This is a genomic window from Massilia sp. TWP1-3-3 (genome assembly GCF_049897805.1).
Classification (GTDB): Bacteria; Pseudomonadota; Gammaproteobacteria; order Burkholderiales; family Burkholderiaceae_D; genus Telluria_A.
Genome location: NZ_JAFCWX010000019.1, coordinates 96,292 through 108,070, shown reverse-complemented (window position 1 = coordinate 108,070; position 11,779 = coordinate 96,292). Strand labels below are relative to the sequence as shown.

At 61.9% G+C, this 11,779-nt stretch carries 14 protein-coding genes and 1 pseudogene; 6 read left to right on the top strand and 9 right to left on the bottom strand.

What is annotated here, in order from left to right:
• Positions 1-83: 83 nt before the first annotated feature.
• Together tnpB and tnpA are read right to left on the bottom strand one after the other, a co-directional pair.
• On the bottom strand, positions 84-419 hold the full coding sequence (tnpB, locus tag ACP7D4_RS18460; protein WP_426210595.1) for an IS66 family insertion sequence element accessory protein TnpB: 336 nt from the start codon (positions 417-419) through the stop codon (positions 84-86).
• A gap of 20 nt (positions 420-439) precedes the next feature.
• Entirely contained in the window at positions 440-736 is a 297-nt protein-coding gene (gene tnpA, locus ACP7D4_RS18455) for an IS66 family insertion sequence element accessory protein TnpA (RefSeq protein WP_426210588.1), read from the bottom strand.
• A 54-nt stretch (positions 737-790) separates the two neighbouring features.
• On the opposite strand from tnpA, the gene ACP7D4_RS18450 reads away from it, so the two are divergent.
• Positions 791-1,588: a hypothetical protein gene (locus ACP7D4_RS18450; RefSeq protein ID WP_426210586.1), complete on the top strand. Its 798-nt coding sequence runs from the start codon at positions 791-793 to the stop codon at positions 1,586-1,588.
• A 228-nt stretch (positions 1,589-1,816) separates the two neighbouring features.
• Here ACP7D4_RS18450 and ACP7D4_RS18445 read toward each other — a convergent pair whose 3' ends face one another.
• From ACP7D4_RS18445 to ACP7D4_RS18420, 6 genes and pseudogenes are all read right to left on the bottom strand, one after another.
• The gene (locus ACP7D4_RS18445; RefSeq protein ID WP_426103641.1) at positions 1,817-1,993 is read right to left on the bottom strand and encodes a hypothetical protein; all 177 of its coding nucleotides are present in this window, start codon (positions 1,991-1,993) and stop codon (positions 1,817-1,819) included.
• An 88-nt stretch (positions 1,994-2,081) separates the two neighbouring features.
• Positions 2,082-3,245, bottom strand: coding sequence for a class C beta-lactamase (ampC, locus tag ACP7D4_RS18440; RefSeq protein ID WP_426210594.1), 1,164 nt, complete (start codon positions 3,243-3,245; stop codon positions 2,082-2,084).
• 34 nt (positions 3,246-3,279) lie between these two features.
• Complete coding sequence (gene blaOXA, locus ACP7D4_RS18435; RefSeq protein ID WP_426210592.1) at positions 3,280-4,086, bottom strand: class D beta-lactamase; 807 nt, start codon at positions 4,084-4,086, stop codon at positions 3,280-3,282.
• A 69-nt stretch (positions 4,087-4,155) separates the two neighbouring features.
• Positions 4,156-4,965, bottom strand: a pseudogene (locus tag ACP7D4_RS18430) (M56 family metallopeptidase); the annotation flags it as partial.
• 62 nt (positions 4,966-5,027) lie between these two features.
• On the bottom strand, positions 5,028-5,411 hold the full coding sequence (locus tag ACP7D4_RS18425; protein WP_426103640.1) for a BlaI/MecI/CopY family transcriptional regulator: 384 nt from the start codon (positions 5,409-5,411) through the stop codon (positions 5,028-5,030).
• 286 nt (positions 5,412-5,697) lie between these two features.
• Complete coding sequence (locus ACP7D4_RS18420; protein ID WP_426210584.1) at positions 5,698-6,312, bottom strand: OmpW/AlkL family protein; 615 nt, start codon at positions 6,310-6,312, stop codon at positions 5,698-5,700.
• 217 nt (positions 6,313-6,529) lie between these two features.
• Here ACP7D4_RS18420 and ACP7D4_RS18415 point away from each other — a divergent pair, with 217 nt between their 5' ends.
• Genes ACP7D4_RS18415 through ACP7D4_RS18395 form a run of 5 tightly spaced genes read left to right on the top strand, consistent with a single transcriptional unit; the run spans position 6,530 to position 11,260 of the window.
• The gene (locus ACP7D4_RS18415; RefSeq protein ID WP_426210583.1) at positions 6,530-8,251 is read left to right on the top strand and encodes a hypothetical protein; all 1,722 of its coding nucleotides are present in this window, start codon (positions 6,530-6,532) and stop codon (positions 8,249-8,251) included.
• Positions 8,252-8,254: 3 nt separating this feature from the next.
• A complete protein-coding gene (locus ACP7D4_RS18410) occupies positions 8,255-9,076 on the top strand; it encodes a glycosyltransferase family 2 protein (protein WP_426210581.1) in 822 nt (273 codons plus the stop codon).
• A gap of 10 nt (positions 9,077-9,086) precedes the next feature.
• On the top strand, positions 9,087-9,494 hold the full coding sequence (locus ACP7D4_RS18405) for a GtrA family protein (RefSeq protein ID WP_426103637.1): 408 nt from the start codon (positions 9,087-9,089) through the stop codon (positions 9,492-9,494).
• 37 nt (positions 9,495-9,531) lie between these two features.
• Positions 9,532-10,215, top strand: a complete 684-nt coding sequence (locus ACP7D4_RS18400) for a class I SAM-dependent methyltransferase (RefSeq protein WP_426210579.1) — start codon at positions 9,532-9,534, stop codon at positions 10,213-10,215.
• The gene (locus tag ACP7D4_RS18395; RefSeq protein ID WP_426103635.1) at positions 10,208-11,260 is read left to right on the top strand and encodes a glycosyltransferase family 2 protein; all 1,053 of its coding nucleotides are present in this window, start codon (positions 10,208-10,210) and stop codon (positions 11,258-11,260) included. The genes ACP7D4_RS18400 and ACP7D4_RS18395 overlap by 8 nt, the downstream gene beginning before the upstream one ends.
• Here the strand turns inward: ACP7D4_RS18395 and ACP7D4_RS18390 are convergent.
• Positions 11,240-11,611: a YbaN family protein gene (locus ACP7D4_RS18390; RefSeq protein ID WP_426210578.1), complete on the bottom strand. Its 372-nt coding sequence runs from the start codon at positions 11,609-11,611 to the stop codon at positions 11,240-11,242. The genes ACP7D4_RS18395 and ACP7D4_RS18390 overlap by 21 nt on opposite strands.
• Positions 11,612-11,779 lie beyond the last annotated feature (168 nt).

The following is an 11,779-nucleotide window of genomic DNA, read 5'->3' as shown; positions in this document are numbered from 1 at the left end:
TCGGGTGGGTACATGCAGTAACTTTACCAAACCATTTTCCGTTTTGGGTTTACGTCATTTGCATGTTTTTGAAATAAAGTTTGCTAGCACATGGCACGCGGTGTCATCGCCTGATGCGCCACCGCGTTCTGCCATTTCAAGCCGTCGATCAGCCAGCGCAACTGGCGTGCCGTCACGGCCAGCGCCTGTGCATCGTCGGCGTGCTCAGGCCAGTGGAAGCGACCTTCCTCCAGCCGGCGGAAGTGCAGCCAGAAACCGTTCGTGTCCCAGTGCAGGATCTTGATCCGATCGCGGGCGCGGTTACAGAACACGAACCAGTGCGGGCTGACTGGATCGAGTCCCAGCGTCTCGGCCACTACCAGCGCCAGTCCGTTGATCGACTTGCGCATGTCGTGATGACCTGTGGCGAGGTACACCATGCCTTGCGGTGTACCCCACATCAGCGCAACGCCATCACAACCGCGCCAAGCCAGTCCACTTGCGCCTGGCTGCGCAACCTGATCACGTAGCCGGTCGGTGTTTCGACTTCCAATACCTGTTCACCGTGGCCTCCCAGTAACGGCAGCGCGATCAGTTTTGTGGAAGTTGCTGGTGCCGGCGAAAGCCGCTTGCGCCAGTAGTGAAACGACGCCTCGGTTACGTTATTGACCGCGCACCAGGAACGAATCGGCTGACCCGACGCTGCGTGATCCTGAAGGCGCGTCGTCCAGATTGTCTGTTTCGTTTCTTCTTGCATGTTCGTGACTCCTTTAGTTGATGGAGCCCCGATTCTGGGTGTCGAAAATTAACAATGGAAGGTGGGGTAAATAGCGCGCTTACTATGTTCTGCTGCGTCGACTCGAACAAGATCACCAATTTCTATGGCAGGGTGGCACAAGAGTCCATCTTTGAACGATTTGGCTACACGGAAGACGATGGCTCGCCTATCGATCTCGTGAGCCACAGCTTGCGGCACTACCTCAGCATGCTTGCTGAAATGGGCAGACTCAGCAGCGCTGAGATTGCGATTTTTGCGGGCCGCAAAGATGTCCGACATAACCGGGCGTACGACCACATGAATTCGGACGAGGTACAGGCACCCATCAGCCAAGCTCTTAAAGCGGGCTTCACAGCAAACATCGTTCCTGCTGCTGGCTCGAGAGAACTGATCCTGCGCAGCGCGTTCAAGGGAATAGGACTCGTCGCCGCCCACACTACAAACTATGGCTGGTGCACGCACAATTTCGCAAGCGAGCCATGTCAGCTATATCGGGACTGCATCAATTGCGAGGAGCAGGAGTGCGTCAAGGGCGAAGATCACAAGACCGCAAATCTTCGCTCGCTCAAAAGCGAGACCGAGTACCTTTTGAACCAAGCGCGGGAAGCTCTGGACGTTGAGGAGTATGGCGCCGACAACTGGGTGGCGCACCAGACGAGGACATTGGAGCGAATGAACTTTCTGCTTTCAATTATGGAAGACCCTGCGGTTCCAGTCGGGGCGCGTGTGCGGCTCAGCGTAGCAAACGCCTTCCTGATTACCGCGACGTCAAACCAGTCCACTGACGTCCTCAATGTCATTGAACATCGCGAAGGGAAGCCGAAGAAATGAAGAAGACTCGCGCCCCTGACCTGACTGCTGAGCGCATCCAGGTAGTTCTTGATACCCTTGACTGCTGGGGGTTGATGTCCTGCAGCCGGCAAGTCGCCAGCAGGCTTTGCACACTGCCGATGTGCTTGGCGCCCAACTCAGCCCAGCTGAACAGCCGGTTCTTTTTACTCATCGGATCATTTGCAGGGAGCGCGCTCGAGGTGGTTCGTGTCGATCGATAGCTCTGGGTCATCCAGGTAAGCCGACAGGCCGACCCTTGCTGCGCGCCTGGCGGATCGCTTCGCCGAAGGCCGGGATGTGTTCGATCAGCAGGTTGCTGTCGGGATCGAACAGACGTACCGTGAACAAATAGGCTTGGCCGGGCACGCGGTTATTGCGGTAAGTGCTCATGCGGTAAGTGCTCATGCGGGCCAGTGTGCCCGCTGGCGCCGGATGCGGCGCCGATGCGCTCAAACGGATGGGGGAACGAATCGGGCGCGTGCGCGGTCGCGCTTTATTTGGCCATGAGCGCGAGCTGGACGAGGATCGCATGGGCTGCCTTGACGCGGGCCGGAATCGGGTAGTTCCTGTTTGAGAGCAGCACGATGCCGATTTTTTTCTGCGGTACGAAGACGATGTAATTGCCGAAGCCATCCGTCGAGCCCGTCTTGTTGAACAAGGTCGGGGTGGCCGGCGCGTGTGGCCGCTCCAGCCGTAGCGCCGGGTTCGGATCCATGATCATGTCGTACGCGTTTCCGCTTAACAGGTCATCTAAGGTGACGGGGTAGGGATACTGCTCCCATCCGAGGCCCTGCACCATGGCGCCGGACTTGAAGTAGCCCACGTGCGTGCCCGCGAGCGCACGCTGCATCGGTCTTGGCAGGCCCGCAGGATCGATGTTCGCCTGCACGAAGCGGATCATGTCGGCCGCGGTCGACGTCAGGCCATAGTTTTGCCTGGCCAGCACGCCGGGGTTCATCCGGACCGGCTTGCTCTCCTTGTTGTACCCCCATGCGTAACGGCCCATTTCGCTGGCAGGCAACTGGAAATAGGTATTCTTCAAACCGAGCTGGGGAAACAGCTGCCGTTCCATGGCGTCGGCAAAGTCGGCCTTCAGGGCCAGTGCGGCGAGGTGCCCGAACAAGCCCAGGCTCGCGTTGGAATAGCGGCGCTGAACGCCAGGTGCCGCGTCCGGCTTCCATTGCTGAAAATAGTCTGCCATGGTGGCGTCGGTGACGCCGTCGGGAAACTGCAGCGGCAGCCCGCCAGCTGTAAAGGTGCCGAGATGGAGCAGGCTGGCCTTGTCGATGGCGCTTCCCTTCAGCTGCGCCATGTATGTGCTCGGGTGCTCATCGAGCGACAGCTTGCCCAGCCCTTGTGCGTAAGTCGCCAGGGTGGCCGTCAAGGTCTTGCTGATGGAGCCGAGTTCGAACAGCGTTGCCGCGTCTACCGGCGCCCTGCTTTCTTTCGAGGCGACGCCGTAATTGAAGACATAGGCCTGGCCGTCGATCGTGATGCCGACCGCCATGCCGGGCACGCCGTGCTCTGCCATCAGGGGATGGATCGCCGTGTCGACCATGGCCCGCAGCTTGGCCGGGGCCTCTGCCGCCCAGCCGGGTGCGGACAACAAGCAGGACGCGACAAGGGCTGTTGCCGTGCGTTTGAGGCTTTTTGACAAGATGATCAAGTGAGTTCCTTTTGCAAAATGTTGATCAGAGGGTTTCGAGGCGCCTTGCCAGATCGGACAAGAATGCCTCTTTGGCGCGCGGCCCTGCGGCGCTGTTTTCCTGGCGCCGGTCGAGCACGAGGCGGGCAAAAACCACGGTGCGCTGTCCCTTCTTGGCCCAGCCGACATACCAGCCGTACTGGCGCGTTTCGTCATCCTTGCCATTTGGCAGGACCGGGCTTGCGGTACCGGTTTTGCCGTGGACTTCCCAGCCATTGGCCAGCATCACGCGCGGCATGATGCGAGCTGTCATGTCGAGCGCGTTTGCGCTCACGGGAAGTCGCCGATTGAGCATCTTTCTCAGGAAAGCCACCTGTTCCACCGGCGAAATTTTCAGGCTTGAAGCGACCCACGACATCGTCAGGCCGTTTTCCTTGCCGGGGTCTCCGGACACATCGCGATTGCCATAGCCGAAGCGCGTCACATAGGACTGCAAGCGCGCCTGGCCCAGGTGCGCGGTAACTTGCTGGGCGTACCACAGCACGGAATTCTTGAGCCAGCTCGTGGGGTCAGTTTCCGCGCGCCAGGATGGGATATCGCCGGCATAGCCGGGCTTGAATGACAGTGCCGGGGCATGTTCGTCGCGCAGGATGCCGCTGTCATAGCCCATCAGGCTGACGACGATATTGAAGGTTGATGCCGGTGTCACCTGCTCGTCGCACCGGCCTTCGTCGGCCAGCCGCTGGCCACTGTCCGCGTCCGCCATTTCCGTGCAAGCGAACAACTGCCCGGCCTCGTCATGCCGGGCGAGCGCAGGCTGGAACGCAAGGCTGCCCATGACGACGCCGGCCATCCCGCCGATCGCGGCCAGGCGTGCCCAGCGGCCGCGGGCGGGGGCGGCTGGCGTACGGATGAGCGCGATCCGCTCCGACAGCGAACTGGGGCTGACGCCGCCAAAGGCCAGGGCGGCGCTCGCGGCATGGCGCTGCAGTGTCAGCTGCGCCACGAGCGCCGCCGCATAATCCTTGCGCGCGGAGCGCGAGCGGCCGCGCAACACCGCGCGGTCGCAACCGAGCTCCTGGGCCCAGGACAGGTTTTCGCGCAGCATGCGCATGAAGGGATTAAACCAGAACAGGGTTTGAAGGACGATGCCGGCGCACATCCATTGCAGGTCGCGCCGCCGCCAATGGGTCAGCTCATGTTCGACGATCAATTGCTGCTGTGCCGAAGCGAAGCTGCGCAAGTGCTGCGGCAAGAGCAGGCGTGGCCTGAACAGGCCAAACAGCATGGGCGAGATGGGCGCGTCCACTTCGATGACGGCCAGCTTGGGCGCGTGCGGCAGCGCTGGGGCAGGAGATCCGGCGGCGGCCAGGCAGTGCAGCATGCGCCGCGCCCGCAGCAGGGCGATGAGCGCATGGCCAAGTCCGGCCAGGTAGATCAGCAACCATGCGCGCGCGGCATTGGCGAGCATGGCGCGGGCCGGATCTTGCGGTTTTTGCACGGCAGGCGCGGCGCCGGCAAGCGGCCCTGCGGCAGCGGCAACCGGGACCGGCGCGAACGCCGTTGTACTGTCCATGTCGATCGCCGGCACCAGCCGCAGCCGTTCGCTGTGCGGCAGCAGGATGACCAGGAAGACCGCCACCACAGTCAGCTGGGCCAGCAGCCACAGGGAACGGTGCGCGGAAGAATCGGCCAGGCGACGGCACAGCGCGGTCAGCGCCCACACGCCCATCCCGGCGGCGAGACAGCCGCCACTGGCTAACAGGAAGCGCAAACCAAGCAAGTCGATGGCGCTCATTTCGCTTCGTCGCCGCCTTCGGGCCAGTCGTTGAGGAGCTGTTCCAGTTGCGCGAGCTCGGCGTCGTCTACCAGTTTGCTGCCTGTGAACATGGTCACGGGCAGGGGCGTGTCCAGCTCCATGACGCGCTTGCCGAAGTCGTGCGCGAACGCGGCCAGGGTGTCGACCTTGTCGAGCGCTGCCTCGTACACCTGGACGCCGTGCACGGCCAACCGGCGCACCGAACCCTTGTCGAGCATGCGTTCGAGCGTCTTGCGGGTGGACGAAAACGACCAGCCAAGTTCGTCAGCTACCTGATCATGGATTTCGCGCGCGCTGAGAGGTTGCTGTCGCCAGAGCGACTTGAGCAAGGTCAGTTCAGAAATCGAGGGAATTGCCATGGTTTGCTCCGCGTGCGACAGTTGCCGATATTGTGCGACAACTGTCACATCCAAGTCAACAGGCGATGTGGGATTTTTCTACGTCTGGCGATGAGATGAAGATGGTCCATTCATTTTTTCAGGATGTGGTTTCCATTAGTTCCTGCAAAACTTCCAAAGCAAGAGAGCGATCACTCCTGCCTGTGCCTCGCTGATGATTGTTATCGCCGCAGCGCAGGCGTAAAAAAGCCCTGCAACTTATTCACTTGCAGGGCTTTTTGTTTCCTCGGCCGGGACGGCGCTTGCTTTAGAAGCGGTAGCCAACGCCCAGCGCGACCATCGTCGGATCAACCTTGAGCTTGCTCACGGTGGTGCCAGCAACGATCACGTCGCTGCGAATATTGACGCGCTTGACGTCCAGGTTGAGCGACCATTTGTCATTGATTTTATAGTCGATGCCAGCCTGCAAGGCCAGTCCGACGCTGTGGCTTTCCAGGTCCCCTGCACCATCTAACAAGTTCACGCTCGAAATGCGCGTGAAGTTGACGCCGACACCCACGTAAGGCGTGAACTGGCCGATCGCATCGAAGTGGTACTGGCCCAGCAGCGTTGGCGGCAGGTGCTTGAAGCTGCCGGCCAGCGCGCCGTCGATGAACACGTCATGTTCTTGCGGGTAGGTCAGCACCAGTTCGGCGGCCAGATGCGGCGTAAAGAAGTAACTGATGTCGAGTTCGGGAATGGTCTTGTTGGACACCGAAATACGGTCGGACGCGCCGACACCACCGATCGGTGTGGATTTGTCGGCCGGATTGAGATGGGCGGCGCGCACCCGAACCAGCCAGTCGCCGTCTTGCGCATGGGCGCTCGTGCCGATCGCACCGAGCAGGCTGAGGGTAATTGCAATAAGGGAGCGCTTGATCATCATGTTTTCCTAGTTGTGGGTTGTTGCTTGTTGGTATGTGATACAGCTTATTGATGTAGCTCAACTAAATCCTTGATGTGTGTCAAAATTTTTGATAACGCATGCAAACATGTATCACATCGCGCAAGGCCGCTGCGAGGCGGGTTTTGTTGTCCGCAAGCCTGTCCCACCCCCTCCCGACAAGTTTCGCTTCCTCATTACCGTCAAGAAAGTAATAATGTGGGTCGTGCCTCAGGGTGGAAAAATGACGTCGGCGAACAAACTACGATGGATGACGGGCGCAATGCTGCTCTCGCTGCTGGCCTTGGCCGGCGCGGCGGCCTACCTTGCCTTGCACCGCATCTTCCAGGTCGACGAAGCGCAAAACCTGTTCATGACGCATGTCGTGGCCACGCACCAAAGCAATCTCTATTTTTCCAACGCGCTGCTGTGGATGCTGGGGCCGATGTCGGCGCTGGTGAGCGCGCAGGAGGAATCATTCAAGATTTTCACGTCGGCGCGCCTGCTGTTCCTGGGCGTGTTCGTGCTCAACATCTATTTGCTGGCACTTAATACCGGCCGCAAGCTGACGACCTTCGCGGGCGTCGCAGCCCTGTTCGGCGCGGCCACGCTGGCGCCCTTGTGGGACTACGGGTTTGAAATCCGGCACGACAACCTGATCCTCACCGGCCTGCTGCTCATGTGGTGGCTGGGCCGCACCGCGCCGCGCGGGCGCTGGTCGTACGTCGGCCTTGGCGTGCTGTCGGTGTGCATGCCGTTCCTGAGCTTGAAGGCAATCGTCTATGTAGCCCCGCTCAGCCTGGCTTTCCTGGCGTTGCCCCCGCCTGCCCACGGGCAAGGCCGCGCGCCCCTGCTGGGCGCCTGGCTGCTGGGCGCGGCAGGTGGGGCCGTGGCGGTGGCGGCGGCCTATCTGGTGTCGGGCGCGTGGCCGGTGTTCCTGGCCGGCTTGCAGGCGGGCGCGGCCAGTGGCGCGACCGCCGTCCGGATGGATCCCGAGATGGCGCTGGGGCGATTGCCGCGCCAGGTTCCGCTGCTGCGCGAACTGGTGGCCATGGCGCTGTGCTGGGTTGTGGTCACGCTGTGCCGTGAACGGCGCGCTGCGCTCACCTGGGACGGCCTGCTGCCCGAGGCCTTGCTCACGCTAGGCAGCTATGGCGCACTGCTGATCAATCCGACGCCGTTCCCCTATAACCTGGTGAACCTGGTGCCGTTCGCCTATCTGCTCGCGTTTCGCTTCGGCGCGCCGCTGGTCGCCTTTGACTGGGGTTGGCGCCATGCGGGCGCGGCCCTCTTTGGCGTGCTGCTGCTGTGGCAGGTGCTTCCCTTTGCCGACGCCACCCGCCGGCACTTCGCCTACACCAACGAGCGGCAAAAAACCCTGATGGACGCGGCCGAAGCGCTGACCGATGCGCGCAAGGATCGCGTCTACGACGCCATCGGCATGCTGCCCACGCGCGCCAGCATCGGCTACAACTGGTACAACCATACGCTCAACAAGGCCGCCTTTGCCAATGGCAGCATCGCCTCGGTGGCCTCGATGCTGAACGCCCACCCGGCCTCGGTGATCATCCGCAGCTACCGGACCAATATGCTTCCCGACGCCGGCTGGCAATTCATCGAGCAGCGCTACATTGCGCTGAGCGATGATTTCTGGCTGCTGGGCGGCGTGCTCGCGCCCGGCGGGGGCAATTACACGGTGCTGCACCCCGGCCGCTATCTGGTGATGCAGTCCGAACTGGGGCGATTGCTGCCACTGCGCGGCGCACGGGTCGCTGGCAAACCGGTCGCGCAGCAACCGGTGGAACTTGCCGTGGGCAGCGTCAGCATCGGGGCGCCGCCTGGTGTGCGTCCGGCCGTGGTGTGGGTCGGCCCGCGCCTGGCCACGCTGCCGGCCATCGGCCCTGGCTATCATGATCGCTTGTTCATCAATTTCTACTGACCCATGCGCGCCCAAGCCTGCCTTCCGCTCGTCTCGATCTGCATGCCCATCTACAATGGCGGCGCCTATCTGGAGCCGGCCATACGCTCCGTGCTGGAACAGGGCTACGCAAATCTGGAACTACGGATCTTCGACGATTGCTCGACCGATGGCAGTTGGGAGCGGCTGCAGCAGATCGGCGATGCGCGCGTTATCCTCGAACGCAATGCGTGCAACCTGGGGCCGGAAGGGAACTGGAACCGGGCGCTGGGCGCGGCGCGCGGCAAGTACGTCAAGCTGTTCCACCAGGACGACTTGCTGCTGCCCGGTTGCCTGGCCGCGCAGGTCGACGCGCTGGAGCGCCATCCGCAAGCGGTGCTGGCCTTTTGTCGGCGCGATATCATCGGTCCGGATGGCAAAAAAATGCTGAGCCGGGGCGCGGGCCTGGACGACGGCCTGGTCGCGCTCGATGCGGTGGCGCGCCGCTGCGCGCGCCAGGGCACCAACATCATCGGCGAACCGAGCGCGGTGCTGTTGCGCGCCAGCAGCGCTGCCGCTGCGGGCCGGTTCGATGCATCGATCGCGTATATGGTCGACCTCGATTATTGGCTGCGCCTGATGGCGCAGGGACCGGCCTGGTACAGCGATGCGGCGCTGGCCGCGTTCCGCGTCTCGCCCGGCCAGTGGAGCGCGGCGATCGGCAAGCGCCAGGGACGCCAGTTTTCCCTGTTCCTCGACCGCCTGGCCCAAGGCGTGCTGCGCGGCCATGGCGCACTGGTCGCGTACGGAAAGCTGCGCTCGCACCTCAACGGGGTGCTGCGTTCCATCCTGTACCGGACTTTATAGGAGTGTGCCCGTGGTAGTATCCGCAACAATTTACCGCACCTTCTTGCGCCTGGTGCGCTTTTCAATGGTCGGGTTTCTCAATACGCTGGCCTCGTACGCGGTCTTCGCCCTGTTTATCCGGATGGGATGCCATTACACGATCGCCACCCTGGCTGCCTACACAGTGGGAATGCTGATGGGATTCAAGCTGCACGGCGCTTACGTTTTCGACCATCCGGGAGACCATCGCTTTTTGCGCTTCACCTTGATTTCGCTGGCCCTGTTCGCCTGCAGCCTGGGCATCCAGGCGCTGGCCAGGACCATCGTCAATGATTACCTGGCCGGCGCCATCGCGGCGGCGATCACGATACCGGTGTCGTTCCTGTTGAACCGCGCTTTCGTGTTCCATGCACCCGCGCCGCCCGACCAGGACCGGTAGATTGTCTTCGATTCACACGTCACAGAATGGGATGCGTATGCAAATGCTGTTTTTGTATGTGATGCAAAAGCTGTTGACCCGCAAGAGGAACAAGATCATCCGGGCCAATCTCAGCGACGACATGCTGGTCATCGGCGACTTTGGCTGCGGCCATTTTGCGAACAAGTACGCCAACGTCCTGGTCGATTTCGCGCAGAGCGACGACGTGCAGCGCGGCGGCTTCAAGGTGGCGAGCGGCGCCAAGACGCTGCCCTTCCACGACCTGAACCTGAACCAGTTTCCCTATCCGTTCAAGGAAAAGCAATTCGATTTCATCATCTGCAGCCACGTCCTCGAGCATCTCGACGATCCGGTGCGCGTCTGCGCGGAGTTTTCCCGCATCGCCAAGGCCGGCTATATTGAAGTGCCCAACTACAGCGCCGATCTGTTCGTCAGGAACAACGATGTCATTCACAAGTGGCTGTGCGCGTTCGGCGCCAAGTCGGGGTCCCTGATGTTCACCGACCGCAAGTCGTTCTTGAGCGCCTTTCCGCCGGTGGCAATCAATATCATGCTGCGGTTTTACCTGCAGCTGACCAACGTGCAGCTGGTCTGGCGCGACAGCATCCGGGCCGAGTATGCAACCTTCAGCGCGGCGCCTTCGGCCACCACCGTCACCAGTTCACCCAGTTCACCCGGTTCACCAAGTTCACCCAGTTCACCCAGTTCACCTTATGAATGACGCCATCGCCAATCGCACCAGGCTGCACATCGTCGTGCCCTGCTACAACGAGCAAGACGTGCTGCCGGAAGCGGCGCGCCAGTTCGACGCCGTGCTCGAGCGCCTGATCGGCAAGGGCATGATCGGCGCCGACAGTGGCATCATTTTTGTCGATGACGGCAGCGCCGACGCCACCTGGTCGCTGATCGAACACGAGGCGCGCACCCGCAGCAGGGTGGCCGGTTTGAGCCTGTCGCGCAACCGGGGCCATCAGAACGCCGTGCTGGCCGGGCTGCTGGCGGCCGATGGCGACGCCGTCGTAACCATCGACGCCGACTTGCAGGACGATATCAATGCGATCGACACCATGGTCGAGCGCTACCTGGACGGCTACGACATCGTCTACGGCGTGCGCGCGGACCGTTCCACCGATACCGTGTTCAAGCGCCGCAGCGCCTCGTTTTTTTATCGGCTGCTGGCGTTTTTTGGTGTGGAACTGGTGCACAACCACGCCGATTTCAGGCTGATGGCGCGCTGCGCCGTGGAAGCCTTGCGCGAATACCGCGAAGTGAACCTTTACCTTCGCGGCATCATACCGCTGCTCGGTTTTCGCACCACCACGGTCGAGTACGCGAGGAAGGAGCGCTTTGCCGGGGAATCGAAGTATCCGCTCAGTAAAATGCTCAAGCTCGCGCTGCAGGCGATCACGTCGTTTTCAACCGTGCCGCTGCAAATGATCACGGTCACCGGTTTTCTGGTGTTCGCCGGCGCCATGGCGGCATCGGCCTATGTGCTGTGGGGGAAATTGTTCACCGATGATATCGTGCCGGGCTGGGCGTCCACGGTCTTGCCCATCATGATGCTCGGTGGAATTCAGATCCTGGCGATCGGCGTGATCGGCGCCTATCTCGGCAAGATCGTCGACGAGGTCAAGTCGCGCCCCCGCTACGTGATCGACAGGGTCACGCAGCCGAACATGCCGCCACCGCCGCGCGGCGGGCGGCGCAAGGCTGACCGCGCGGCGGCGCCGGATCGCACTGCCGACTCAATCGGACGGCGGCCCTGACGACGTTGGCAGGCGCAGCAAGAACATGCTGACGGCGGCGCCTGTGCTCACGATCAGCAGGCGCAGCCAGAGCGACTCGTAGCGCCACGCCGCGTACGCGAGCGAGCTCCACATCAAGACCAGCGCCAGCACCTTGGCCCTGAAAGGAATGCCGCGGCCTGCCTCGTAGTTGCGCAGGTAGCTGCCAAACAGCCGGTGGCTCAACAGCCAGTTGTGCATGTCCTTGTTGCTGCGCGCGAAGCACGCTGCGGCCAGCAAAAGAAAGGGCGTCGTCGGCAGCAGGGGGACGAAGATTCCGATCACGCCAAGCACGATGGCCAGGATGCCGACAGTGGTCAGGACGATTTTCACCAGCGCCTGTCTTGCGTGCGGGCGGGAAGGGGGCGGGTTACAGAGGAAGTGATCGGGCCGGCTGTGAAAGTACGCATGTTCATTCCAACAATGTGGCAAGGGTTGCAGAAGTGTAAAACGTTTCACGCGTTTGCACACGAATCGCGGCCCCATCCACGGTGTTCCGTG

Bases quoted from the DNA above. Each gene is read 5' to 3' on its own strand.
- tnpB (WP_426210595.1), bottom strand. From the start codon at position 419: ATGGTGTACCTCGCCACAGGTCATCACGACATGCGCAAGTCGATCAAC.
- tnpA (WP_426210588.1), bottom strand. From the start codon at position 736: ATGCAAGAAGAAACGAAACAGACAATCTGGACGACGCGCCTTCAGGAT.
- ACP7D4_RS18450 (WP_426210586.1), top strand. From the start codon at position 791: ATGGAAGGTGGGGTAAATAGCGCGCTTACTATGTTCTGCTGCGTCGAC.
- ACP7D4_RS18445 (WP_426103641.1), bottom strand. From the start codon at position 1,993: ATGAGCACTTACCGCATGAGCACTTACCGCAATAACCGCGTGCCCGGC.
- blaOXA (WP_426210592.1), bottom strand. From the start codon at position 4,086: ATGGCCGGCGTCGTCATGGGCAGCCTTGCGTTCCAGCCTGCGCTCGCC.
- ACP7D4_RS18425 (WP_426103640.1), bottom strand. From the start codon at position 5,411: ATGGCAATTCCCTCGATTTCTGAACTGACCTTGCTCAAGTCGCTCTGG.
- ACP7D4_RS18420 (WP_426210584.1), bottom strand. From the start codon at position 6,312: ATGATCAAGCGCTCCCTTATTGCAATTACCCTCAGCCTGCTCGGTGCG.
- ACP7D4_RS18415 (WP_426210583.1), top strand. From the start codon at position 6,530: ATGTGGGTCGTGCCTCAGGGTGGAAAAATGACGTCGGCGAACAAACTA.
- ACP7D4_RS18410 (WP_426210581.1), top strand. From the start codon at position 8,255: ATGCGCGCCCAAGCCTGCCTTCCGCTCGTCTCGATCTGCATGCCCATC.
- ACP7D4_RS18400 (WP_426210579.1), top strand. From the start codon at position 9,532: ATGCAAATGCTGTTTTTGTATGTGATGCAAAAGCTGTTGACCCGCAAG.
- ACP7D4_RS18395 (WP_426103635.1), top strand. From the start codon at position 10,208: ATGAATGACGCCATCGCCAATCGCACCAGGCTGCACATCGTCGTGCCC.